At 61.3% G+C, this 25,602-nt stretch carries 20 protein-coding genes; 6 read left to right on the top strand and 14 right to left on the bottom strand.

The features are described 5' to 3' along the window. Window positions 1–109: 109 nt before the first annotated feature. Complete coding sequence (gene ubiA / locus PSH66_RS29400; protein WP_141062844.1) at window positions 110–1,000, bottom strand: 4-hydroxybenzoate octaprenyltransferase; 891 nt, start codon at window positions 998–1,000, stop codon at window positions 110–112. Then, window positions 1,000–1,563: a chorismate lyase gene (locus tag PSH66_RS29395; protein WP_003176961.1), complete on the bottom strand. Its 564-nt coding sequence runs from the start codon at window positions 1,561–1,563 to the stop codon at window positions 1,000–1,002. The genes ubiA and PSH66_RS29395 overlap by 1 nt, the downstream gene beginning before the upstream one ends. 195 nt (window positions 1,564–1,758) lie before the next feature. On the opposite strand from PSH66_RS29395, the gene PSH66_RS29390 reads away from it, so the two are divergent. The 3 genes from PSH66_RS29390 to PSH66_RS29380 all read left to right on the top strand — a co-directional run bounded on the left by PSH66_RS29390 (window position 1,759) and on the right by PSH66_RS29380 (window position 3,579). Then, window positions 1,759–1,926 (top strand): rubredoxin, encoded by a 168-nt coding sequence (locus PSH66_RS29390; protein WP_003176960.1) that lies wholly within the window; start codon window positions 1,759–1,761, stop codon window positions 1,924–1,926. A gap of 37 nt (window positions 1,927–1,963) precedes the next feature. Continuing rightward, window positions 1,964–3,112, top strand: coding sequence for an NAD(P)/FAD-dependent oxidoreductase (locus PSH66_RS29385; protein WP_305428106.1), 1,149 nt, complete (start codon window positions 1,964–1,966; stop codon window positions 3,110–3,112). 191 nt (window positions 3,113–3,303) lie between these two features. Then, a complete protein-coding gene (locus PSH66_RS29380; protein ID WP_003176958.1) occupies window positions 3,304–3,579 on the top strand; it encodes an HU family DNA-binding protein in 276 nt (91 codons plus the stop codon). A 234-nt stretch (window positions 3,580–3,813) separates the two neighbouring features. Here PSH66_RS29380 and PSH66_RS29375 read toward each other — a convergent pair whose 3' ends face one another. From PSH66_RS29375 to tssA, 12 genes are all read right to left on the bottom strand, one after another. Then, entirely contained in the window at window positions 3,814–4,956 is a 1,143-nt protein-coding gene (locus PSH66_RS29375; RefSeq protein ID WP_003176957.1) for an ankyrin repeat domain-containing protein, read from the bottom strand. Next, window positions 4,949–9,307: an RHS repeat-associated core domain-containing protein gene (locus PSH66_RS29370; protein ID WP_305428104.1), complete on the bottom strand. Its 4,359-nt coding sequence runs from the start codon at window positions 9,305–9,307 to the stop codon at window positions 4,949–4,951. The genes PSH66_RS29375 and PSH66_RS29370 overlap by 8 nt, the downstream gene beginning before the upstream one ends. A gap of 12 nt (window positions 9,308–9,319) precedes the next feature. After that, entirely contained in the window at window positions 9,320–9,754 is a 435-nt protein-coding gene (locus PSH66_RS29365; protein WP_305428103.1) for a DcrB-related protein, read from the bottom strand. Window positions 9,755–9,768: 14 nt separating this feature from the next. Beyond that, window positions 9,769–11,712, bottom strand: coding sequence for a type VI secretion system Vgr family protein (locus tag PSH66_RS29360; RefSeq protein WP_305428102.1), 1,944 nt, complete (start codon window positions 11,710–11,712; stop codon window positions 9,769–9,771). 388 nt (window positions 11,713–12,100) lie between these two features. After that, window positions 12,101–14,764: a type VI secretion system ATPase TssH gene (gene tssH / locus PSH66_RS29355; RefSeq protein WP_305428101.1), complete on the bottom strand. Its 2,664-nt coding sequence runs from the start codon at window positions 14,762–14,764 to the stop codon at window positions 12,101–12,103. Continuing rightward, window positions 14,757–15,800: a type VI secretion system baseplate subunit TssG gene (gene tssG, locus PSH66_RS29350; RefSeq protein WP_305428100.1), complete on the bottom strand. Its 1,044-nt coding sequence runs from the start codon at window positions 15,798–15,800 to the stop codon at window positions 14,757–14,759. The genes tssH and tssG overlap by 8 nt, the downstream gene beginning before the upstream one ends. Next, a complete protein-coding gene (gene tssF, locus PSH66_RS29345) occupies window positions 15,764–17,623 on the bottom strand; it encodes a type VI secretion system baseplate subunit TssF (RefSeq protein ID WP_003176950.1) in 1,860 nt (619 codons plus the stop codon). Before tssF ends, tssG begins: the two co-directional genes overlap by 37 nt. Next, window positions 17,620–18,135 (bottom strand): type VI secretion system baseplate subunit TssE, encoded by a 516-nt coding sequence (gene tssE, locus PSH66_RS29340; RefSeq protein WP_042945974.1) that lies wholly within the window; start codon window positions 18,133–18,135, stop codon window positions 17,620–17,622. The genes tssF and tssE overlap by 4 nt, the downstream gene beginning before the upstream one ends. Window positions 18,136–18,225: 90 nt before the next feature. Next, the gene (locus PSH66_RS29335) at window positions 18,226–18,714 is read right to left on the bottom strand and encodes a type VI secretion system tube protein Hcp (protein WP_017526783.1); all 489 of its coding nucleotides are present in this window, start codon (window positions 18,712–18,714) and stop codon (window positions 18,226–18,228) included. Between the two features lie 140 nt (window positions 18,715–18,854). Then, window positions 18,855–20,351, bottom strand: coding sequence for a type VI secretion system contractile sheath large subunit (gene tssC, locus PSH66_RS29330; RefSeq protein ID WP_078735238.1), 1,497 nt, complete (start codon window positions 20,349–20,351; stop codon window positions 18,855–18,857). A 2-nt stretch (window positions 20,352–20,353) separates the two neighbouring features. Then, window positions 20,354–20,860, bottom strand: coding sequence for a type VI secretion system contractile sheath small subunit (tssB, locus tag PSH66_RS29325; RefSeq protein ID WP_003176946.1), 507 nt, complete (start codon window positions 20,858–20,860; stop codon window positions 20,354–20,356). 54 nt (window positions 20,861–20,914) lie between these two features. After that, complete coding sequence (gene tssA, locus PSH66_RS29320; protein WP_003176945.1) at window positions 20,915–21,934, bottom strand: type VI secretion system protein TssA; 1,020 nt, start codon at window positions 21,932–21,934, stop codon at window positions 20,915–20,917. A gap of 393 nt (window positions 21,935–22,327) precedes the next feature. Between tssA and tagH the strand changes: the two genes are divergently transcribed. The 3 genes from tagH to tssK are packed head-to-tail and all read left to right on the top strand — an operon-like array spanning window position 22,328 to window position 25,601. Then, window positions 22,328–23,683, top strand: a complete 1,356-nt coding sequence (gene tagH, locus PSH66_RS29315) for a type VI secretion system-associated FHA domain protein TagH (protein ID WP_305428099.1) — start codon at window positions 22,328–22,330, stop codon at window positions 23,681–23,683. A gap of 55 nt (window positions 23,684–23,738) precedes the next feature. Further along, window positions 23,739–24,248, top strand: coding sequence for a type VI secretion system lipoprotein TssJ (gene tssJ / locus PSH66_RS29310; RefSeq protein WP_003176943.1), 510 nt, complete (start codon window positions 23,739–23,741; stop codon window positions 24,246–24,248). An 18-nt stretch (window positions 24,249–24,266) separates the two neighbouring features. Beyond that, a complete protein-coding gene (tssK, locus tag PSH66_RS29305) occupies window positions 24,267–25,601 on the top strand; it encodes a type VI secretion system baseplate subunit TssK (RefSeq protein ID WP_003176942.1) in 1,335 nt (444 codons plus the stop codon). Window position 25,602 lies beyond the last annotated feature (1 nt).

The raw sequence follows: 25,602 nt of genomic DNA, 5'->3' as shown, positions 1-25,602 counted from the left end.
CTGCTGAAATCATCGGGGGCGAGCCCCCTCCCACAGTTGATGGGTGAACACCTTCAAATGTGGGAGGGGGCTTGCCCCCGATGGCGTCGCTACAGCCACCGCAACCCTCTCAGCGAACCGCGTAATCCACCACAATCCCCACAAAAATCGCCAACCCGGCCCAGTGGTTGTGCAAAAACGCCTTGAAGCACTTCATGCGGTCCCTGTCGCGGGTATACCAGAACTCCCAGGCAAAACAGCCCGCCGCCGCCAGCAGCCCCAGGTGGAACCAGCCGCCCAGCTCAAACCGCACGCCCGCCAGCAACAGGCACACCAGCGCCAGGCCCTGCAACGTGAGGATGATCACCCGGTCGGCATCGCCGAACAGAATTGCGGTGGATTTCACGCCGATCTTCAAGTCGTCGTCGCGGTCGGTCATTGCGTAATAAGTGTCATAACCCACCGTCCACAGCAGGTTGGCGATGTACAGCAGCCATGCAGTGGCGGGCAAATCGCCTGTTTCGGCGGTAAACGCCATCGGCATGCCCCAGGAAAACGCCGCGCCCAACACCACCTGCGGGTAATAGGTGTAGCGCTTCATGAACGGGTAGCTCGCCGCCAGCGCCAGGCCGCCGAGGGACAGCAGGATGGTGGTGGCGTTGGTCAGCAGCACCAGCAGGAAACTGACGCCCATCAACAGCGCAAAGAACACCAGTGCCTCTTTTGAACTGATCTTGCCGCTGGCCAGCGGACGTTGTGCCGTGCGCTTTACATGGCCGTCCACCTTGCGGTCGGCCCAGTCATTGATCACGCAGCCGCCCGCTCGGGTGAGTACCACGCCCAGTACGAAAATCACGATATTGGCGAGCGACGGCGAACCCTTGCCGGCAATCCACAGCGCCCACAGCGTCGGCCACAACAGCAGGTAGATGCCGATGGGCTTGTCCATGCGGGTCAACTGAATGAAGTCCCAGGCCCTTGGGTTCAAGCGGTTCAAGGATTTGAGCGCACGTTGATACATCAGCAGTTCTCCGGATGGTCATGCAGCGCCTGCCAGAAACCCGGCAAGAAGACTTCCGCCACCAGCACGCTCAGCGCGCCACGGTCGAAGCGCGAGCGACGGGCCCATAGCCCATCAGCCTGGTCGACGTTCGGCAGCCATTGCCGAGGGTAACGGCACACCTCGATCGCCTGGCGGGTAAACGCCTGGTCGCAGAACAACAACTCGCCCAGCGAGCGGCTGCCCAGTTCGTCCATGTGCAAACCGTCGCCCTGCAGCGCACTGCGTGATGCCACGCTGCGGGCAAATACCCACGGCTGGCCATGCCCGCGTAAATACACCTCGCGCGCCCAGCCGACCGTGGCCGGGGCCAGGTCCAGGGCCGCACACTCATCGTCCCGCAGCGGTTGCCAGCCTTCGAACAGTGGGGTGACGCTGAAGCCGTCGTTCGACAGCCGCGTCAACCGGCGCGTCAGTGAGCCTTCATCGAACAGCCAATCGAGGGTCAAGGGCGTGGGCAGGGGGCTCAAATGGCTCTGGATCAGCCATTGGCAAGCCTCGGGGAGGGCGATTGAGTGCGGCACGGAGAGTCAGTAATTGGCAGCGAAAGAGGCGGCGAGCTTACCATGGCGCCTTGGACTTTTGCCGGGCTGAGCCGGCACCTTGCGTCGATCGCGCTTGCATCTGCAGGCTCCGATCAGTACAAAACGCCCTGAGCCGTACGGCAACGCTGGTCTATCGACCGTCGGCCAAGATGCCTGGACCCTGAGGAAGCAAGAATGAAGAAGTGGCAATGTGTAGTCTGCGGCCTGATCTATGACGAGAAAGACGGCTGGCCGGATGACGGAATCGCTCCGGGCACCCTGTGGCAAGACGTCCCTGAAGACTGGCTGTGCCCGGATTGCGGCGTGGGCAAAATGGATTTCGAAATGATCGAAATCGCCTGATCTGAACATTTAAGAACCGTACTACAAGGAGAATGGAATGAACGCACCTGTCGTGATCATCGGCACAGGGTTGGCCGGTTACAACGTGGCCCGGGAATTTCGCAAGCTCGACAGCGAAACCCCCTTGCTGCTGATCACCGCGGATGATGGGCGTTCCTACTCCAAGCCCATGCTCTCCACCGGCTTTGGCAAGAACAAGGAAGCCGACGGCCTGAGCATGGCTGAGCCTGGCGCCATGGCCGAGCAACTCAAGGCCGAAGTGCGCACCCACACCCGTATCAGCGGCATCGACCCAGGCCACAAGCGCCTGTGGATCGGCGAGGAAGCCGTGGCTTACCGCGACCTGGTCCTGGCCTGGGGCGCCCAGACCGTGCAGGTGCCCGTCGAGGGCGATGCGGCCGAGCTGATTTTTCCGATCAACGACCTTGAAGACTACGCACGCTTTCGCACTGCCGCGGCCGGCAAGCGCCGCGTGCTGCTGCTCGGCGCCGGCCTGATCGGCTGTGAATTCGCCAACGATTTGATCCTGGGCGGTTATGAAATCGACCTGGTCGCCCCCTGCGAGCAAGTCATGCCGACCCTGCTGCACCCGGCGGCGGCCGCCGCAGTACAGGCCGGCCTTGAAAGCCTGGGCGCGCGTTTCCACCTGGGGCCGGTGCTCAACCGCCTGCAGCGTACGGCGGACGGCCTCGAAGCCCACCTGTCGGACGGTGCAGTGATCCCCTGCGACCTGGTGGTCTCGGCCATCGGCCTGCGCCCACGCACCGACCTGGCCGCCGCCGCCGGCCTGCAGACCAACCGCGGCATCATGGTGGACCGCCACCTCAAGACCTCCCACGCCAACATCTACGCCCTGGGCGACTGCGCCGAGGTCGATGGCTTGAACCTGCTGTACGTGATGCCGCTGATGACCTGCGCCCGAGCGCTGGCCCAGACCCTGGCCGGCAACGCCACGGCGGTCAGCTACGGCCCGATGCCCGTCACCGTGAAAACCCCGGTCTGCCCGCTGGTGGTCTCGCCACCCCCACGCGGCACCGAAGGCGTATGGAGTGTCGAAGGCGAGGGCGCCGACATCAAGGCGCTGTGCCGCGATGCCAGTGGCCGCCTGCTGGGGTATGCGCTGACCGGCACCGCCGTGATGGAAAAACTGGCGCTCAATAAGGAACTTCCGCCGTTGCTGGCGTAAATACCGGTCGTTCTGTCGGAATAAGCCCGTTTTTCCCCCCAGAAAGCTCGCCGCGAGACTGGCGGAGCGTGCGAGGGCATGCCATCCTCACTCCCGTCTGCCGCAGAGTAGAGCCTGCGGCGCTTTGGGCGCCGCTCCGTCAGAGAGTGGCACGGACATAACAACAAAAAACCGTCAAAGAGGCTTCACATATGCGTAAACCAGAACTCGCCGCCGCCATCGCTGAAAAAGCGGATCTCACCAAAGAGCAGGCCAACCGCGTCCTCAACGCCGTTCTCGAAGAAATCACCGGCGCCCTGCACCGCAAGGACAGCGTCACCCTGGTCGGCTTCGGCACTTTCCTGCAACGCCACCGTGGCGCCCGCACCGGCAAGAACCCGCAAACCGGTGAGCCTGTGAAAATCAAGGCCAGCAATACCGTTGCGTTCAAACCGGGTAAATCGCTGAAAGATACCGTTAACGCTTAACGCGCAGTACCGTCTCGAAGGGAGGCGGGGCGGTAAGAAAAAATGGGCACGCCGACTGGGTTGGTTGGGTGCCCATTTTTTGTGAGCGCTGATGAGTGCTTTAGCGAATGCCTTCGACGAGTGCCTGGTCTTTCTCGCCACCCCACGGATCGTCCAACAGGTACGTGGGTGAGGGGGCGAGTCAATTTAGAAAGCTAAATAAATTGCCCCATTCTCCGACGCTGTTTTCCCTTATCAAAATTGCAATGGTGAGGTTAGCGCAATGCTTTTCCAGCTGGCTTTACGTTTTTTCTCAAGAAGGCTGTCCAAGGCGGTACCTTGTGGTGGTCCCTTCTTCGGCAATTTAAGTGGCACCAAAACGAAGAGTTTTACCGAGTCATCGTGATGGTCGACCTCTGCATTTGTAGTCCAGATCTTGTCCACGACAACCAGCGCGTCAATATCGGCTGGCCAGCCCAGCGAGCTTAAGCATGGTTCTGAGCGCAATATGATTTGGCCCTCAGATAAAGGAGCCTTTTCCATTGTACGTTTTGAAAGCTCAGAAAGTAGGCCTTGAGGAAACATCCAGGGACTATCGATAGGAAAGCCTTGTCTGGGCATCCGCCAATTTCCAGGCAGGCAGATAAAAAGTTCTGTTCGTGGCTTTTGCATAAACAGCCCAAGGGTGAACAGTAGCTTGTAGTCGTTTTTGTCGGCGATGCAACTGATTCTGAGTTTCACACCCGCACCTTGCAGTTGGGGAGTGACCTTTTCAGGAAGCACCCAGCCGGCGGTTTCACTGACAAAGTTGACTATAGGCGCGCCGGGAATTGATTCTTCATCGGCGTCTTTTTCAATCGCGGAAACAGCTCCCTGTGCTTCAAGACGTTCGGCGATCTTCGGGAAATCCCAAGATCGAGCTAGGTCCAAAGCGGTTCGGTTGAATTTGGCGTGCAGTTGATTGACGTCTGCATGGTGATCCAGCAATAGATCAACAGCCGCAGCCTGTCCGAACGTGACGGCTGTTATCAGGGGCGATGTCACCGAGAGAGGTGAACCGTCGACTTCTGCACCAGCCTCCAATAGCCATCGAACGATTTCCAAGTGCCCATTTTCGGCCGCCACCGCTAGCGGCGTCGTGTTTCCTGAGCCTACGGTGGGTTGATTGATATCGATACCCAGCTCAACTAGCAATTGGCATATGGCAAGTTGGTTATATTCGGCAGCGTGATGAAGGAGGCCAGGGTAACTGACTAGATTCAAACAAGGAGGCTCAATAAGCTGCGGGCGCTTGGTTAACTCGGTACGTATAAAGGCAAGATCCCCGGATTCGATATGAGCATAAAGTTCTCGAATAAGGGGGGCATCCTCACCATATGTTTTCTCTAGGCTAGTCATCTAGAAACACTCCCTTTCTCATTTCTTTGCCCATGGATTGTAATGTCTTGATTACCTCGCTCTTACCGCCTTTGCGGGCTATAGCAAGGGCTTCAGAGACCTTTTTCGATGCTGCGATTGTATGGTTTCCGCTACCGTTGGGTGCCCATACAAAGTTGCGCGGATCGTCGTTCAAGCCAATACCGAATTTTTTCAGAATTCCCTGGGCGTGTGCCACATAGCGACGATTACTGTCCGTCCAATTCTTGGGTGCTTTTTCGCGCACGATGTGGTGACGATGCGGGTTCGTCATTTCGTGTGCCTTGGGTTTAGGTCCCATCTTCGCTTTGTCGGCCTTGGACAGTCGGCAGGTTTCCCAACCAAGTGGGTCAATCCAACCAATAGGGTTTGGTGAGTACTGGTAGAGGTTCAGACCACCCGTCAGCGCTATAGGATCTCGGGTCGTAAACCGCCCCACATCCGGATCATAAAACCGAAACGTGTTGTAGTGCAGCCCAATCTCCCGATCCAGATACTGCCCCTGGAACCGCAAATTCTGCTCTTCGATAAAGTACGCTTCACGCACTTCTTCGTCCGCATTCCCCCACACCTGATACCGCGCCTGCCACACCGTTTTTCCATCAGCTTCGGTCAGTTGCTCAGGCAATCCATTCAGGTCGTTGTGGTAGTAGCGCACGCTTTGATGCTCGCCCGTGCCGTCCACTCGAGCCAGCGGTGCATAGCCGTCTTCTTCATAGAGATAGAGGCTGGTCTGGCTGTGCCGGTGTTCCTGCAGCAGGCGCAGGCCTTCCCAATCAAAGCGGGTTTCACCCAACGGGTAGCCATTGTTGTCATGTTCGGTTTTAGCGATGCGCCGCCCAAGCGGGTCATAGGTCATTTTCACGACCGTTTCGCGTCCATCCTTCTGGCTACGGATTTCAATCAAGCGATGCTCGGCATCGTAGGCGAAATATTGCACACCACGCACAGCGCTGCGCTTTTCGATCATTCGACCGAAACCGTCATAACGGTAGCGCTTGTCCTGATAGGTCAACAGCTTGTTATGCACGACCAGCCCTGCACCTGCTGGCGGGCCGTCGAGCAGGTTGGCTGCGGCGTCGTAGGTGAAAGTTTCCTGCTGGCCCTGGGCGTTGTCCTGGCTGGCGATGATGCGGCCGGTCGCGTCGTAGTGCAGCAGTTGACGCTGGTCCCGATGCTTGTCGCGGTTGCGCTCCAGGCGGCCGATCAGGTTATCGGCCGGGTCATAGTCGAAGTGTTTTTGCTGGGCAGCCGGCAGTTGCGTGGGCTGGCCACTGGGACGGCGTATCCGCGAGCGCAGGCGGCCGCTGCGGTCATATTCGCTGCGCGTGGTGATCTGGCCTTGGGTGCGCAGCACTTCACGGTGCAGGCGGTCGCGTTCGAAGTCGCAGATGACGCGCCCGTCGAGGTTGATCTGGTGCAGGTGGCCGCTGCCGTAGTACAGGCGGTTGAGCCAACGGCCGTCGGGCAACTGCGTCTGGATCAGGTTGCCGAGCTCATCGTAGTGGTAGTTCAGGCTGCCGGCGGCGCTTTGTTCGATGAGCAGTTGGCCGCGCGCGTCGTAGGCGAAGGCCAGTGCCTGGGTGGTTTCGTCATTGCCGATGAAGGTGACAGCGGTAAGTTGGTCCAACGGGTCGTAGGCGTATTCGGTGCGACCATCATCGGTTTGTTTCAACAGCAAGCGGCCCACTGCATCTCGTTCGAGTCGATGCACAATTGAAGGCTCAGGTGTCTGCCCGGTGGGCACGTACTCAACGGCGGCTACGTTATCCAGAAGGTCATAGGCATAACGTCGGGCGCTACCGTCGAGGTCTTGTTGCTCCACCAGACGGTCGCACGGGTCCCATGTAAAGCGGTAACTCTCACCATTTTCATTGGTCAGGGTTTGGAGGTGTCCGTAGGCGTCGTAGCGGAACTCAATCTGCCGGCCGTGTGCATCTATTCGTTGCCGCACTTGCCCGCGGCGCCCGTATTGGTAGCGGGTGGTGTGTCCCGCTGCATCGGTATAGCCGATCAACAGACCGCTGGTGTCGCGCAGGTACTGTTCGGTGCGACCGTCCGGCATTTCGGTCTGCAACAGCCGGCCTTGGCCGTCGTGTCGATAACGCTGTCGTTCACCCAAGGCGTCGACGACCACCTGCAGATGGCCCTGGCGGTCGTACTCGAACGCTGTGGGATACCCTGAACAATCGATATGCTGGATTAATTGCCCGGTTTCATTCCAGCGCAGGGTTTTGCTTTTACCCGTGGCATCGATGATCTCCACCACCTGTCCAAACGTATCGTAGCGATACCGCGTGACATGCCCCAACGGGTCGATTTCACTGACGCAATTGCCCCGCTGGTCGTACTGATATTGCCACGCGTGGCCTGCCGCATCGGTCTCCACCAGCGGCAGCGACCAATGCTCCAGCCACAACGTCGACTCGATACGCCCCAACGGATCCTGAGTGCTGCACAGGTTACCGGACTCGTCGTAGCCGAACTGCCATTTGCCGCCTTGTGGGTCAGTCGCGCTGAGCAACTGACGCTCCTCATTCCATTCGAATTGCCACGTCTTTCCCAGGTTATCGGTGTATTCGGTGATCTGGTACTGCGAGTTCCAGCGGCGTGTGCTGAGACGCTGCAAGCCATCAGTAATGCGCGTCACGCCGGCCGGCAGGTCATAGTCGAACAGGTATTCGTCACCCTCATCGGTCCAGTGCCGCACCACGCGCCATTCGCTGCCGTCCACGCAGCCCCATTGGTAGTAACAACGCAGCCCGGTGGGCAGCTGATGCTCGACCATGCGCTGGCCGCTGTCGTAGGTGAAGCGGCGTTGCACATGTGCGTCGGGATCGCGAACTTCGGCGAGGTCGCCGCGAGCATCGTAGCCGTAACTGACAAGGGTTTCGCGGCTGTGATCGGGGTATAGCCGCTCGACTTGTTCCACTCGCGCCGGCCATTTCTGGCTGTAAACAAGTTCGACACGCACATGGTCGAACGTATCTCGTAAGTGGCTCAGCCGACCCTGAATGTCATAGTCGAGGAAGATTCGATTGTCGTTGCGATCCCCCAATTGGCTAAGGCGCAGGCGTGAGGCGGTGCCCGGCGTTGGTTCGAATAGCCGATAGAGCCCATCAACGCTTTCAATCAGTAGTTGGCCATTGGTATTGCGCCGTACGCTCAAGCCTTCTCCTGCGCTGAATACGGCACCGCCAAGCGGGATGACGCCCATGTCGATCTGTCGCGCTTGCTCATCGGTATAGACCAGCCGTTCCCCACCTTCCGGGTGTACGCCAATCTCGACGCAGACCTCGTAGATCACGCTCCAGCTGGCACCGAACAGACCGCCGCGACGCTCGTCCCGGCTGCTGTAGTAGCGCTGCCACTCGATAGGGAGCAGGCCGGGCAGGGCGAAGTCCAGATCGTCTTCCCCATCAAGAATTTTCGCGCCAGTGGAGCTGTGTACCGGGTTGGGCGAGCCTGCTACAGCAGAGGTAATGGCATTGGTCACTTGGCTGGTGCCCCACGACACCAGTCCACCAACGACCATGCACGGCAGCTTGCTGAAAAACTTGGAGCCGCCACCACGCAGCATCAACAGTGCGGTCACCGCCAGCCCGACACCGGGTGTCTTGCCACTGCGGATCTCGCGCACCACCACGGGGCTTCCGCCAATACGGACGTTGCTGGAGATCATCCCCGACTCGACAATCGAGGCGTCGCAGGTGCTTCGGTCACCGCTGCGGGCGGCCGGCTGACCGTTGATAGTGACCTTGCTGGAGCCTTCGGCAATAAACTGCGGCGGCATCGGTGGATGTTTGGTGCAGATCACAATATCCAGCGGTTTGGGTACTGCGCCTGGTGCAGGAACCGCCACCGTGGGTCGCCACATCTGCGAGAAGAAACCCTTGGCCATGTCAAGGTAGCTGGCTTCTTCGGGACTACCACCTTCGGCGGGTTGCGAACTGACCGGGCCGATAGCGCCTGCGGCACGTGCCGAGGGTATGCCGTTGGTAAAGGTGTTGTGGGAGCCGGTGGCGATGGTTGCCATCACCACCGGCGGGAATAACGCATTGCCTATCCAGTCACAGACCTTTGTCAGTCCCTTGTCCGCCCCCGTCTTGCTCATGCCTATACCGACGATGATGCCCACCACCGCGCCGAGCACAAAGCAGCCCAGACCGCCGGTAACGACGGTAATACCGGTGGCGGCCACAATCGCAGCCGTGGCGACGGCCGTAATAGCGATGTTGGCCGCAATTTCCAGCACGCCGCCCAGGATGTCGGCCATCGCCGAGGTGTGCAGCAGGCCGTCGCCGAGACGTGCCGCCCAGAGAGCGTCAGACATGGATTAGGGACTTCAAGGCTTGGGATTCAGCTGCAGGGTGCTTTTGATGGTTGCCCAATGGGCGCTTTCAGCATCTCCCAGGGGTAGGGCTTTGACATAACTCAGGGCAAGCATCTGCCGAGTGCCGGGTATGACAAGCGCTAACTGGTATTGATGAATACGCTCGGTGCCCTTGCTGAACTGGTTATGCACTTCGATGGCGTCTATATCCTGCGCCGCGCCTACACGAAGTGCCTTGGCCGGTTGGTAGCGCAAGTCCTGTACCTGCTTCTCCAGCTTCGCCAGTTGCTCTTCGAAGTTGCTTTGCAGCGTTTCACTCTCATCTAGAAGGCTACGGCTGACGATCAACGACGTACCCAGAGCAGCGAACTTCAGGATATTGATGGAAGCATCTTGAACGTCATCGCTGGGCAGCGTGAATTGCAGTTCATTGAGTTGATAGGTCATGAAACGGAATCTCGTTATTGGCCGGAAGGCGGCTTGGGAAACATGGAGTTGACGGCCGCGTCGATTTCACCCTTGACCCCTTGGCCCATGGGTGTGGTACCGCCTTTGCCGCCAATGTTCAAATGCAGATTGCCGCCGGTGTTGATCTCGGAGCTGCCCTCGGAATACACATTGATCTGCACACCCGTGAGATTGATCTGGCCGCTGGCGTTGAGCTCCAGCACGCTTTTGCCGCAAACCAGGCGCAAGTTTTCGCCCACTTCAATTAGATAGCTCTTGCTGATGGCGTCGGTTTTGCTGAACCCCACCATAAGCATGTCGTCATGCTTGACCGCACGCACGCGGTCGTTGCCAATCGTCACTACCTCGTCATGGCCAATGCTTTTATTCCGGTCATGCCCCACCGAATGGCTCTCATCCACCTCCACCACAATGTCCTGATTACGCTCGGCATGGATGTACAACTGCTCCAGGCCCTTCTTGTCCTCCATGCGGATTTCATTGAAGTTGGCCGGCGTGCCGCCTTTGCTCGAACGGCTCTTCATCCCGCTCTGGGTAGCGTTCTCGGGCAAATCGTAAGGCACCGTCTGCTCGGCGTTGTACACCCGGCCCGTAATGATCGGTCGGTCGGGGTCGCCTTCCAGAAAACTCACGATCACTTCCTGGCCAATCCGTGGAATCTGCATCGAGCCCCAGTTCTTGCCGGCCCAGGATTGCGACACGCGAATCCAGCACGAGCTGTTTTCGTTGGATTGGTCGTGACGGTCCCAGTAGAAGTGCACCTTCACCCGGCCGTACTGGTCGGTCCAGATTTCTTCGCCTTTGGGGCCGACGACCAGGGCGGTTTGCGGGCCTTTTACGATAGGGCGGTGGGTGGTGGCCAACGGGCGGAAGCTTTGCTGGGCGTCGATGCAGGTGAGGCTGCTTTCGAACTGCGCGGAACCTGAGCCGCCGCCGCTTTCCAGGTTTTCCTGGACGATGTAGTAACGGATGCCAACGATCAGGTATTCGCGGTTCTGGTCCTGGCGGCTGAAGCCGGTGAGGCTGAACAGGTGGCCGGAACCGAGGCCACGGGCGTTGCCGGCGAACTCGATCTGTTCGTGCAGGGTTTGCAGGGCTTCGATGCGGGTGCGCGCGTAGTGTTCGCCGTCGGCGCTTTGTACGTAGGTGCCGGGGTAGTCGTACAGCGGGTAGTCGCCGGCGGTGTGCGGGCGCGGCATCGCCGAGCGTACGTCGATGCTGGCGCTGGGGCGCTGGAAGTCGTAGTCGTTGAGCTCCAGCGAACCCGGCTGCACCTCGTGCGCCAGGTGCCAGTTGTGCATATGGTCGCGTTCGCGCTGTTGCTCGTCCTTGGGGTAATACGGGATGGACGCATAGCCCGGCACCGTGGTGTGGGCGCCATAGGCGTCGGCCAGCACCAGCACATGGCGGTCCTGTTCATGGCGGAAGAAGTAGTAGATGCCTTCCTGTTCCATCAGGCGGCTGACGAAATCGAAGCTGGTCTCGCGGTACTGCACGCAGTATTCCCACTCGCGGTACGGCCGGCTCAGGGCGTCTTCGAAGTCGGAGAAACCCAGGTCGCGGAACACCTGCTTGATGATCTGCGGGATGCTCAGGTTCTGGAAAATCCGGCAGTCCGAAGTGCGGCTCAGCAGCCAGAACCACGGGCGCAGCGTCACCTGGTAACTGGCGAACTGGCCCTTGTCGATGTTCTGGCTGCAGCGCGCGACGATACCGTGAAAGTGCCGTTCGCCGCCGTCCGCCAGTTGCAGGCCGACGCTCATCGGCTTGCCCAGCAACTGGTTAAGGTCGATGTTGGCGTCCAGGGACGTCAGTTGCAGCTCATAGTTGAACAGCCGCCCCAGTTCTTCGCCGCCGCCCATTTCATTGAGCAACAGCACATCCGGCCCGAGGGGGCTGGTGATTTTGGCCAGGCGTGAGGCTTGGTTGAATAGCATCGAAGTACCTTAATAACTGAAGGAGCCCAGTCCAAATGTGGGAGGGGGCTTGCCCCCGATAGCCATAGGTATCTACACAATTTTTAAAAGCTGAAAATCCTCCCTGTGGTGAGCGGGCTTGTCCCGCGCTGGGCTGCGCAGCGGCCCCAATAAGGCCAACACCGTGTGTCAGGATAAACCGAGGTGCGGGTTTTGGGGCTGCTGCGCAGCCCAGCGCGGGGCAAGCCCGCTCACCACAACAGCCCATTGACCCTAGATTATTCGCTCAGCGGAAGTTGTGTAGATACCTATGCCCCGATAGCAGTGTGTCAGTTGATGTATCAGGCGACTGATTCACCGCCATCGGGGGCAAGCCCCCTCCCACATTTGCATTGCATTCCAACAGTCGTTATTCGGCGTCGCTGAAGTTGTAATGCAGCTCGTTATCCCGACTGCTGATCCGCACCCCGGCCAGCGCCTTGCCCTCAAGCATGCGCGTGAGGAACTCACGGCTCATGTCCGGCAGCAGGCTGTTGGTGAGGATGGTGTCGATCATGCGTCCGCCGCTTTCGGTCTCGGTGCAGCGCGAGACGATCAGGTCGACCACCGCGTCGTCGTAGTCGAAGACCACCTTGTGGGTGTTCTCCACGCGCTTCTTGATGCGGTTCAGTTGCAGGCGGGTAATCGCCTTGAGCATCTCGTCACTCAGCGGGTAGTACGGAATAGTCACCAGGCGCCCGAGCAGGGCCGGCGGGAAAATCTCCAGCAACGGCTGGCGCAGGGCCTTGGCGATTTCTTCCGGTTCGGGGATGTTCGCCGGGTCTTTGCACACGTGGGAAATCAGCTCGGTGCCGGCGTTGGTGGTCAGCAGGATCAGGGTGTTCTTGAAGTCGATCACCCGGCCTTCGCCGTCTTCCATCACGCCCTTGTCGAACACCTGGAAGAAAATTTCATGCACGTCCGGGTGGGCTTTTTCCACCTCGTCCAGCAGCACCACGCTGTAGGGTTTGCGCCGCACCGCTTCGGTCAGCACGCCGCCTTCGCCGTAGCCGATATAACCCGGTGGCGCGCCCTTGAGGGTCGACACCGTGTGGGCTTCCTGGAACTCGCTCATATTGATGGTGATGACGTTCTGCTCGCCGCCGTACATGGCTTCAGCCAGGGCCAGGGCGGTTTCGGTCTTGCCCACGCCGGAGGTGCCGGCGAGCATGAACACGCCAATCGGCTTGCTCGGGTTGTCGAGGCCGGCGCGGGAAGTCTGGATGCGCTTGGCGATCATCTGCAAGGCGTGGTCCTGGCCGATGATGCGTTTTTTCAGGTGTTGGTCGAGGTTGAGCACGGTTTCCAGCTCGTTGCGCGCCATGCGACCCACCGGAATCCCGGTCCAGTCGGCGACCACCGAGGCCACGGCCTGGTAATCCACGGTCGGCAGGATCAGCGGGGTTTCGCCTTGCAGCGCGGTGAGGCGCTGTTGCAGGTCGACCAATTGCGTACGCAATTCATCGCTGCCGCTGTCCACCACACCCGCTTTTTCACGCAGGGTCGCGCGGGTCGCGAGCAACTCATCCACCAGGGTTTTCTCTTCGGCCCAACGGCTTTCCAGCGTGGCCAGGCGCTCGCGCTCGGCGCTCAGCAAGGCTTCGCTGTTGCTCTGGCGCGCACCGATGGCGATACCGATCGCATGCTCACGGGCGATGATTTGCAGCTCGGTTTCCAGGGCTTCGATGCGACGGCGGCTGTCGTCCACTTCGGCCGGTACGGCGTGCAGGCTGATGGCGACGCGGGCGCAGGCGGTGTCCAGCAGGCTCACGGATTTGTCCGGCAACTGGCGCGCTGGAATATAGCGGTGGGACAGCTTCACCGAGGCTTCCAGGGCTTCGTCGAGGATCTGCACCTGGTGGTGCTTTTCCATGGTCGAGGCCACGCCGCGCATCATCAGCAGGGCTTTGTCTTCCGACGGCTCGGCGACCTGCACCACCTGGAAACGGCGGGTCAGGGCCGGGTCTTTTTCGATGTGCTTCTTGTACTCGGCCCAAGTGGTGGCCGCCACGGTGCGCAGGGTGCCGCGCGCCAACGCGGGTTTGAGCAGGTTGGCCGCATCGCCCGTGCCGGCGGCGCCACCGGCACCCACCAGGGTGTGGGCCTCGTCGATAAACAGGATGATCGGCTTGGGCGACGCCTGTACGTCTTCGATGACCTGGCGCAGGCGCTGTTCGAACTCGCCTTTCATGCTGGCGCCGGCTTGCAGCAGGCCCACGTCGAGGCTGCGCAGCTCCACGTCTTTCAGCGCTGGTGGTACGTCGCCGGCGACGATGCGCAGGGCGAAGCCTTCAACCACCGCGGTTTTGCCTACGCCGGCCTCACCGGTGAGGATCGGGTTGTTCTGGCGCCGACGCATGAGGATATCCACCAACTGACGGATCTCTTCGTCACGGCCGACGATCGGGTCGAGCTTGCCGCTACGGGCCTGTTCGGTCAGGTCCACGGTAAAGCGCTTGAGCGCTTCCTGTTTGCCCATCGCACTCGGCGCCATGGCGCCGCTGGCTTCGCCCGGCACGGCGCCGGCATTGAAACCGTCGCTGGCAGTCAGGGTGTTTTCCGGAGAGTCGCCGACGTACTCGTCAAAGCGTTCGCTCAGGGCTTCGGCCTTGATCTTGTCGAACTCCGACGACAAGCCCAGCAGCGCATGGCGCAGGCTCGGCGTCTTGAGGATACCCAGCACCAGGTAACCGGTGCGCACCTGGCTTTCGCCGAACATCAGGCTGCCGTACACCCAGCCGCGCTCGACGGCTTCTTCCACATGGGACGACAGGTCGGTGATCGACGTCGAGCCACGCGGCAGCCGGTCCAGGGCCTCGGTGAGGTCGCGGGCCAGACGTGCCGGTTCCACGTTGAACTGGCGGATGATGCGGTGCAGGTCCGAGTCCTGCAGTTGCAGCAACTGGTGAAACCAGTGAGCCAGTTCCACATACGGGTTGCCCCGCAGTTTGCAGAACACGGTGGCGGCTTCGATGGCCTTGTAGGCCACGCTGTTGAGTTTGCCGAACAGTGCGGCGCGACTGATTTCACCCATGCTCTGGATTCCTTGAGGTGGTGGCTTGATCGGCGTAGTGCCGGGCCAGGATTAGGTCGTTGGCGTCATGCTCAGGGTTACCGAGCCAGGTATTGAAGCCCAGGCGGAACTGGCCGTTGAGTTGCAGCGCAGGGACTTCGGGTTGTTGCAAAACCAGGTTGAGATCCCAGTCCAGTTCATGGCCCAGGTATTCGGCCACCCACGCCACCAGCTCGTTGAACGGCTGATGACCGGGCAGCATGCCCATATAATCGTCGAGCGTAAGCGGGCCCAGGCGGATGCGGAATTTATGCTGGCGGTCCCACACATGGCTACCTAGGCAAAAGTCCACGCCCAGGCGGTTGGCGCTCACACCGATGCGGCTGCGCTCGGGCAGTTCCAGCCATTGGCCGACGTACTCTTCGATCTCCACCGGCAGGCCGAAATACTCGCTGAGAATCGCCTTGAGGCCATCCGGGTAGCGGGTTTGCGCCGACAGGTGGCCGCTGTAATGCAGCTTCGCGGTGTCGGGAATCAGCCCCTGGTTGAGCAGGCTCGGCATGCCCCGCCCACTCAAGGCGGCGAGGCGCGCGGACCAATAGTCATCGTTCGGGCGGTCGTGGCTGATCGTCGGCCGCGCCTCGGCCCAGGCCCGGTAAAACAGGCTGAGCAGGCGATGGTGGAACACGTCCAGGAACTGCTTGCTGGTGCTGTCGGCGTTGTTGCGCTGGCGTTCGCGCACGTACTCGGTGATGTGCAACGGCAGCGGGCCGTTGGGGCCGCCGAGGCCGAAGAAGAACTGCTCCAGCCGCGCCGGCTTGCCATCGCCACCGGGTTCGACCGAGGCCAGGGTGGCCGGGGCGAAGGTGCAATCGGCCTGTTGTCCCAGGCGCAGCGGATCATCCGCCAGGCGCAGGGAATGGCCCAGGCGTGGCAGGTGTGGCGACTCGCACTCGATACGCCGCAGCGCCTGGAAGAAATCGTATTCCCAGGGCGCCTGATGCATCGCATCGAGGGTACTCACAGGGTCGGACGACGTCCGGGCTTGGCTTTCCATCGCATGATCTCGCCGCGTTCGGTGGTACGGATCACCGTCTCGGTAAAACTGTTGATCGACACGTAGCGTGCCAGGAAGCGTTCCAGTACAGCGCCGAGCAGGAACACGCCGGTGCCGCGAAACGCGTTTTCATCGAATTCCAGGGTGATTTCCAGGCCCCGCCCAAACACAATCGGGCCGGGCATCGGCAGGCGCCGGGTCACGGCTTTGCTGCTGACTTCGCGCAGGCCTTCGATCTGCAATTGCAGCGCCGCGTCGTTGCTGTCGCCATACAGGCGCAGCAGTTCACGCAAGGCGCCGGCGCCCTGGCCCTGTTCGCTCAACGACAGGTAGTTGAGCGACAACTGACTGATCAGGCGCCAGGCCTTGGCGTCATGGGCATGGCTGGCGCGTGGGCGGCTGGGGCCGGCGACGCAACGCACGGCCAGTACCGGCGCGCTGTCGGCCAGGGTGAAGTCGGTCTTGCTGTTGCCCACACTCATGAACAGCGGCAGGTCGCGGTTGGTACACAGCGCGGTCACACCGAGTTGGCGCAGGTCATGGCGATACGGCGCCTGGCGGCTGTCCACCAGGCTGACGAAGGTTTCGCTGCCCACATAGGTCGAGCGCGGGCCGTTACGGCGTTGGTCGCTGGACAATACGCGTGGCTCGCGCCGCACGGTGTAATACGCCTGGTCGCGGCCATAGCGGGAAGGATCGCGTACCGCGTAGAACGGCAAAAACGGCTGCTCCGGCCCGGTGCCGTGGCCGGTGATGCCGGTCAACGAGTGAATCTCGAAATCCATCGGCCGCGTGCGGTCGGCGATCACGTGGTGTTCGTTGACCCGGTCGGACAAGTGGATCCGGTCCACGCGTTTGGGAAACAGGTTGATCGCCGGCGTGCAGAACGGCAGGAACTGCGCTGCGCCGACGCTGCCTTCCAGGCTCGGCTCGTGGCGGTCGAACAGCACGATCAACTCCAGTTCCTGGCCGTCGCAGCGTTTGACCGCGCGGCTCAGCTCGGCGAATTCGACGAACAGGTAGCGGTGGGGCAGGGCGAAGTATTCCTGCAACAGCCGATAGCCCTGGAACGCCCGCGCCACCACCGGCATGGCCGCGTCGGCATCGTCAAAGCCACGCGAGCGCAACGCGTCTTGTGGCAAGCGCTCGACCCAGTCACCGCCGGGCTTGCGTGCAAACACCGCGCAGGCGTTGCCCAGCAGTTGTTCGTAGAGGCGGAACGGTTGCTCGTCGGCGCCGCTGAGGTACAGCGGCAGGTTGTCCAGGTCGAGGCTGTTGAACGGCAATTCGGCACCGGTGCGCAGGGTCAGGCGCAAGCCCGCCTTGGCTTTGGGCTCGCTGGCGGCCAGGCGCCCGAGCACGGCGGCGGGGTTGCCGAAATATTCGGCGCTGCTGACCTGCAACGGCCACAACGTCACCGGGTGCGCGGTGCGGTACTCGCAGCAGGTCTGGGTTTCGCGGCCCAGTGCGGCACGCAATACCGTGTCGCGGGGCAAGGGGAAACCGCTGGCGAGGGAGCCTTCGTCGGGGTCGGTCTGCAGTTGCACCACGGTCATCGACGGAGTCGGCGCCAGGTAGTGCGGGTAGGCGATTTCCAGCAGGTTGTGGGTGAACGTCGGGTACTCGGCGTCGAGCTTGAGCTGCACGCGCGCGGTGAGGTAGGCAAAACCTTCGAGCAAACGTTCGACGTACGGGTCGGCGCAGTCCATACCGGACAGGGTCAGCCGACTGGCGATCTTCGGGTATTCCTTGGCGAATTCGGCGGCGCTTTCGCGCACGTGGTGCAGTTCCTGGTTGTACAGTTCCAGCAGGCGCGGGTTCATGGGCGTCTCCGCTGGTCGGCGTTCACCACGCGCACATGGCCGGACTCCAGGTCCAGGTCGGTTTGCAGCAGCAGGCGCAACGGCACCGGCTGTGCCCACAGGTCGCCTTCGATCTCGAAGCTCAGCGCGTTGTGGTTCATCTCGCCCTGGCCGACACGGGCTTTGACGCGCAACGTGTGGCGCAGGATGCGCGGCTCGAACGTCGCAATGGCCTGGTAGATCAGGGCTTCCAGGGCCTTGATGTCGACACTGGAAACGCTGTTGCCCGCCAGCGCCGGCAGGCCGTAATTGACCACTGAGGTGCCGGCCGGGGTGTGCAGGGTGGCATCGGCATCGAGCAACGACGTGGTGTTGAGCAGCCACGCCAGGTCACGCAGTACCGAGGCTTTCAATTGGGTCAGGGACAGCACGCGTTTGTCGGCGCTTTCCTTCGGGTTGGTCGGATCGTCGTCGGTCAACCGGTCCAGCAGGGACGGTTGCAGACGGTCGCGGGAAGCGATTTCAGTTACCACCAAAGCAGCTCCACGGACGGGTTGCGAGAGGGACAAAATGCTGCACTTGAGACCGTAGTGCCGTGGCGCAGGGCCACGGCACCAGGGCTATCAGCGCTTGGTGTTGGAACGGATGTTCCAGCCAAACTTGACCGCGCCGCCGTCTTTGGTGCCGTCGGCTTTCTGTGGCTGGTAGTCCACCATCACTTGGGCGAAGTTCAGCGTGACGTTTTCGGTCAGGCGGTCATCGGTACCCGAACCGCCGGTGCTCAGCGACGTTACCAGTACTTCTTCCAGGTTGATCACCATGTACTCGACCTGGCTTTCGCCACCGGCCTTGCGCACGGTCAGCTTGACCTTGTCGATGTGCTTGCCGCTGGCGCACAGCATCATCAGGTTTGGCGAAGCCTTGTCGACGTACTTGGTCAGCGACAGGTCCTGGATGTTCACCTTGCCCGCACCGCCGCCACCGCCTACGTGCATGTTGCCGGACTGGGACATGCCCCAGCTCCAGTTCAGCACGTCGATTTCGTCCTTGTGGGCCTTGTCCATGGACTCGCCCTTGATGTCGCCGATCTTGATGAAAATATCAACAGCCATGTTTTCTCCCTGTGTGGCACCGGCCACTTGATTTGGTTTGTGTGGGAGGGGGCTTGCCCCCGATGCAGGCAACTCGGTCTGTCAGTCAAACCGAGTTGATGCTATCGGGACAAGCTCCCTCCCACAGAAGAGCAAGTTACTTACGCGCCTTTTGCAGATGGCAGCTTCGATACCAGGCGCAACGACACCGTCAGCCCTTCGAGCTGGTAGTGCGGACGCAGGTAGAACTTGGAGTTGTAGTACCCCGGGTTGCCTTCGACTTCTTCCACGATCACCTCGGCGGCGGCCAACGGGTGCTGGGCCTTGGTGGTTTCGGTGGAGTGCGCCGGGTCACCGTCGACATAGTTGAGGATCCAGTCCTGCAACCAGCGTTGCATCTCGTCCTTCTCTTTGAAGGAACCGATCTTGTCGCGCACGATGCACTTCAAGTAGTGAGCGAAACGGCAGGTGGCGAACAGGTACGGCAGGCGCGCGGCCAGGTTGGCGTTGGCGGTGGCGTCCGGGTCGTCGTATTCGGCCGGTTTCTGCAACGACTGCGCGCCGATGAACGCGGCGAAGTCGGTGTTTTTCTTGTGCAGCAGCGGCATGAAACCGTTCTTCGCAAGTTCGGCTTCACGGCGGTCGCTGATGGCGATTTCGGTCGGGCACTTCATGTCCACGCCACCGTCATCGGTAGGGAACGTGTGCGCCGGCAGGTTTTCCACTTCACCGCCGGACTCGATGCCGCGGATGCGCGAGCACCAGCCGTAGTGCTTGAACGAACGGTTGATGTTCACCGCCATCGCGTAGGCGGCGTTGGCCCAGGTGTACTTGGCGCTGTCGGCACCGTCGGTGTCTTCTTCGAAGGCGAAGGCTTCCACCGGGTCGGTCTTGGCGCCGTACGGCAGGCGCGCCAGGAAGCGCGGCATGGTCAGGCCGATGTAGCGCGAGTCTTCCGATTCACGCAGCGAGCGCCAGCCGGCGTATTCCGGGGTGGTGAAGATCTTGGTCAGGTCGCGCGGGTTCGACAGTTCTTGCCACGAGCCCATGCCCATTACGGTCGGCGAAGCCGCCGCGATGAACGGGGAGTGCATGGCCGCGCAGACTTTCGACAGCTCGCCCAGCAGCTCGACGTCCGGTGGCGATTGGTCGAAGTAGTAGTCGCCGACCAGGCAACCGTAAGGTTCGCCGCCGAACTGGCCGTATTCTTCTTCGTACATCTTCTTGAAGATCGGGCTCTGGTCCCATGCAGTACCCTTGAATTTCTTCAGGGTCTTGTGCAGTTCGGGTTTGGCGATGTTGAGCACGCGGATCTTGAGCTGCTCGTCGCTCTCGGTGTTATTGACCAGGTAGTGCAGGCCACGCCAGGCGCTTTCCAGCTGCTGGAAATCCGGGTGGTGAATGATCTGGTTGACCTGGGCGGTGAGCTTGGCGTCGATGGCGGCGATGATCGACTCGATCGACTTGATCGCGTCGTTGGACACCAGGTCGGTCTGGGCCAGGGCCTGTTCCGCCAAGGTGCGCACGGCGGTTTCCACGGCTTCGCGGGCGCGCTCGGTCTTGGGTTTGAATTCCTGCATCAGCAAGGATGCGAATTCGCTGGTTTCTTCAGTAGCGCCCAGGTTCTGGACGCCTTCGCGTGCGGTGTTGTCGGTCATGATTACTGGTCCCCTGCAGGCTTAGGCGCACTGGCAAGTGCCTGAAGCAGTGCCGGGTCCTTGATCGCCTTCATGATGATTTCTTCAGCGCCGGTCTTGCCGTCCATGTAGGTCAGCAGGTTGGCCAGCTGGGTGCGGGCTTCGAGCAACTGGTTCAGCGCGTCGACCTTGCGGGCCACGGCGGCCGGGCTGAAGTCGTCCATGCTTTCGAACGTGATGTCCAGGCTCAGGTTGCCTTCGCCGGTCAGCTCATTGGGTACGTGGAACGCTACGCGCGGCTGCATGGCCTTGAGGCGCGAGTCGAAGTTGTCGACATCCACTTCAAGGAACTTGCGGTCGGCCACGGGCGCCAAAGGCTCGACAGGCTTGCCGGCGAGGTCGGCCATTACACCCATCACGAAGGGCAGCTGGACCTTTTTCTCGGCGCCGTAAAGCTCGACGTCGTACTCGATCTGCACTCGAGGCGCGCGGTTGCGCGCGATGAATTTCTGAGAACTTTGCTTCGCCACGTTGCTGCTCCTGGTCGCTTGAGCGACGGTGTTGTTACTGCAAAGCCTGGCGACTTAGTCGCCGTCCGGGCCACGCAGGTTTTCAAATTGGGACATGCCATCGGGAATCAGATTGCGCACGATCGCCGCAAAATCGGCGTGCACCAGATTTTTCGCACGGTTCAACAGCACCGGCAGCGGGCTCGAAGGCTCGTGCCGGGTGTAATACGCAAGAATCTTGTCGAGGCTGCGCAACACGTCATCGCGGCTGGCGATATCACCGGCCGGGCGTGGTGCGGCGGGGGCGGCGGCGAAGTCGACCGAGGGGGCATTGTCGTCACTGACGGCCTCGGGTTCGCTGCTGCTGTCGGTGCCTGGCACCGCTTGATTGAGGATTTGCAGGGCCTGCTTGAGCGGTTGCTTCAACAGGCTCAGGTCCACGCCCTGGGCCGAACCGACCTGATCGTTGACCTGTTGTTCGATGGCTTCACAGGCCGAACGCGCGGCGCTCAACGCGTCGCGGGTGGCTTGCAGCTGTTCGGGATCGCTGTCGAGGAACGCGGCATTCAACTGCTGCGTGCCCAGTTGTTCGTCCGGGAAACTCATCAGGCCGCTGGCATTCAGCGCGGCGCGCAGGCTTACCGGGCCGAAGGTGCGTGAGCGCGTGAGGATACTTTCGCGCAGCAGGCGAATGGTCGCGTCGCTGGTCAAGCCGGCCAGGGCGTTGATGCGCACGGTAGGGTCGTTGTCGTCGTCGGCATCCAGGCGCGGGTGCAACTCGGCCCAGTATTCGCGCAGCAGCGCATCGATCAGCGTAAGGACTTCGGCCAGCCCGGCCACACCCTGGAGGGCGAGGGAGCTTTGCAGCAGGAAATGGGTGATGCGCAGGTCTTTGCTGCGCTGCAGCAAGTCGAGGCTTTGCTGCTGGATGCTGCGCCACTCCGGCGGTTCAGCGGGCAGGATGGAGTCGCCCATGCTGCGCTCGGGTTGGCCCTTGGCATCACGCTCAAGCTGGAGAAAATCCGCGTCATACTCCATGTCTTCGCCACAGGGCGAGCTCGCGGAAACGGCGGTGAGCAGCAACGGCACATCCACTGAAATCGATCTCCCTATCAGCCCGTTAGATGCCGGGCAATTCATGCATTAGTTGCCAAATGAACTTTGCATGGTTTCTTGGTCATATAAGCACATTGCTATTAATGTGCCATCATTGGTATTCAAGAAGTTGTGCATTTTTGGTGTAGTACTTATGCCTTGTCAAGGTAAGCTATTCGCCCTCTGTGACAGATGTGCGGTGATTAACAACCTGCGCGACTGGTGGGTCGAACGGCACACCCTGACAGGATTTTTGTCATGGAGCCCAGTTAAGATCAGCGATCATGCTGGCTTGGCAGGTTGTGAACGGTCGCTTGCACGACCTGATGGGGATTTCTCGGGAACCGCTGCCCCGGGAATCGACCGCGCGCGAAGTATCAGCAAGGAGGCAAGATGTCGCTGTGTTTGACTATCACTAGTTATCACAAGATCACCCCAGGGCAATGCGCCGAAAAGTCCATGCACCAGGGCTCGATGGCTATTGGCCGCAGTTCGGAGAATGACTGGGTATTGCCTGATCCTGAGCGGCTGGTGTCTTCACAACATTGCGTTATCCAGTACAAAGACGGTCGTTATTATTTAACCGATAACAGCACGAACGGTGTGGAATTGGTCAAGGCCGGTCTGCGTATGCGCCGGGGCAACAGCGAGCCGCTGCAGGATGGCGAGTTGATCCGCATCGGCGACTACGAAATCCAGGCGCGTATCGACTTCAACGTGCAAGCCATTGATAGCCAACCGTTTGCCGGTGATTCGCCGAACAGCTTTGAAGCGCTGATGGGTGCCGTGGCCAGCCCGTCGATGCCGACGCCGGTGATTGCGCCGCAGTTCCACGGCGCCTCCTCGATGGACACCCTGCCGGACCTGTTCGACTTCCTCAGCCCCACCGCCGTGCCGCCGCCGACCGTGCCGGATCATGTGCCGTCCGAACAGCACGACTTCCGTCCGCCGACGCCAGTGGCTGTGCCGGTGGTTGAAGCGCCGGTGGTCTCGGGTTCGGTGATTCCCGAGGACTGGGACCTGTTCGGCGACGCCCCGGCGCCAGTGGTCAGCGCGCCACCGCCGCCGCCACCCGCGGCGATCGTCCCGCCGCCACCTGCGGCAGTCGTCCCACCGCCACCTGTGGTCGAGCCTGTGCTCCCCGTGGCCGATGACAGCCAGCAACCCGATCTTCTGCAAGCCTTCCTGCGCGGCGCCGGCCTGGACCAATTGCGCCTGGACAAGGCCCAGGCGCAAGCGCAGATGGAAAACATCGGTCGCAGCTACCGGTTGATGGTCGAAGGCCTGATCGACGTATTGCGTGCCCGCGCCAGCCTCAAGGGCGAATTCCGCATGCAGCAGACGATGATCCAGCCCGCCGAAAACAACCCATTGAAATTCGCACCGAATGCCGATGAAGCGTTATTGCTGCTCCTGCGCCACGGCAACCAGGCATTTATGGCGCCGGACATCGCGGTACGCGACAGTTTCGATGACCTGCGCGCCCACCAACTGGCGGTGATGGCGGGCGTGGAAGCGGCGATCAAACACCTGCTCAAGCGTTTTGAACCGGCACAGTTGGAAGAGCGCATGGGCAAGCCGGGCGGGTTGTCGAGTCTGTTCAACGGTTCGCGCCAGGCCCAGTACTGGCAGCAGTTCACCGAGCTCTACAGCAATATTTCCCGCGAGGCCCAGGAAGACTTCCAGGACCTGTTCGGCCGCGAATTCAGCCGGGCCTACGAAGAACACAGCGCACGACAGCGTCGCTGAACACGGCGTCGCAAAGGATTCAACGGATAGCTAAGTACGTCATTGAGGACGCAGGATGATTCCCAGGTTTTTACTCGCAGTTGCCACATCGCTTCTGCTGACGGCGTGCGCCAAGGATGCCGTCAAACCCGAAGCCGCCGTCGAGGCAGACGTGGATACCGCGGCCGTCGAGCTGCATTTCCACGCCATTGCCGGGCTTAACCCCGGCGCCAACGGCCAGCCAGCCCCGGTGCGGGTGCGCATTTTCGAACTGAAAAACGCCGCCACCTTTGCACGCTCCGATTACTTCGCCCTGGCCGACCGTGCGCAATCCACCCTCGGCCTGGACCTGCTGGACCAGGATGAAGTGATGGTGCAGCCCGGCCAACAGTTGAGCATCCAGCGCGACCTTGACCCGTCCACGCGCCAGATCGGCTTGCTGGTGGGGTATCGCGAGTTGGACCGTGCGCAATGGCGCACGGTGATCAACGTGCCGGCGCGCCAATACACCGAATACCAGATCAGCCTCGATGTGCGTGCCGTGCGCGCCGACGTCGTGGTTCCCCCATCCAGCCCTGCCCAATAACAAGCAATCGGAGCCCCCATGTCCTGGAACAATCGCGTGGTCTGGTCGGAAGGCATGTTCATCGGAACGCAGCACTTCCAGCAGCATGACCGTTACCTGGAAAACCTGATCGACGCCCGCAGCCGCCCGTTGTCCGCGGGCGCCTGGGGCTTTTCCGAGTTGCTGATCGACCAGGGCCTGCTGGCCCAGGGCAAACTGGCCATCGTCTCGGCCCGAGGCCTGTTGCCCGATGGCACGCCGTTCAATATCCCCCAGGACGACCTGGCGCCGAGTCCGTTGAATATCGACGACAACCTGCGTGACGGCCTGGTGTACCTGGCCCTGCCGCTCAAGCGCGCGGGTGCGCGTGACACGGTGGACGAAGGCCAGGCGCTGGAAGCCGCGCGCTACGTGAGCCAGGTACGCGAAGTGCGCGACGACAACGCACCGTTCGAAAACCGCGCGCCGGTGGCCGTGGGTTCGCGGGCGTTACGCCTGTTGACCGCGCAGGATGGCATCAGCGACTACGCCGCCGTGGGCCTGGTGCGTATCAAGGAAAAACGCGCCGACCGCGCCCTGGTGCTCGACGACAGCTACATCCCGCCAGTATTGGACGTGGCCGCGAGCAAACCGCTGACCGCGTTTCGCAGCGAGTTGCTGGGCCTGTTGCACCAGCGCGGCGAAGCCTTGGCCGGTCGTGTCGTCGCCTCGGGTGCCGGTGGCGCGTCGGAGATCGCCGACTTCATGTTGCTGCAACTGGTCAACCGCGCCCAGCCACTGATCCAGCATTTCAGCCAGTTGAGCCCGCTGCACCCGGAGCGTTTCTTCAGCGAACTGGTGAGCCTGGCCGGTGAGTTCTCGACCTTTTCCACGTCGGGCCGCCGCCCCCAGGAATACCCGCAGTACCAGCACGACGACCTGGCGCTGAGCTTCGCCCCGGTGATGGCGGCGTTGCGTGAAGCGCTGTCGATGCTGATCGACAGCAAGGCCACGCCAATCCCCATCGTCGAGAAAGCCTACGGCATCCACGTGGCGATGCTGGCGGACAAGACCCTGCTCGACAACGCCAGTTTCATCCTGGTGGTGCGTGCCGATGTGCCCGGCGAAACCCTGCGCGGGCGCTTCGGCCAGCAGAGCAAGGTCGGCGCGGTGGAGCACATCCGCGACATGGTCAACCTGCAACTGCCGGGCATCGGCCTGGTGCCGTTGCCAGTGGCGCCGCGCCAATTGCCTTACCACGCGGGCAGCACTTATTACGAGCTGGACCGGGGCAGCGAACACTGGCAACAGTTGAGTAATTCCGGCGGTTTTGCCTTCCATATCGCCGGGCAGTTCCCGGGTTTGAACCTGGCCTTCTGGGCGATCCGAGGATAAT

Origin of the sequence: Pseudomonas sp. FP597 (assembly GCF_030687435.1) — a bacterium.
Classification (GTDB): Bacteria; Pseudomonadota; Gammaproteobacteria; order Pseudomonadales; family Pseudomonadaceae; genus Aquipseudomonas; species Aquipseudomonas lactucae.
Note: the sequence above shows the minus strand (reverse complement) of the source record. Positions and strands in the feature narration are given on the sequence as shown.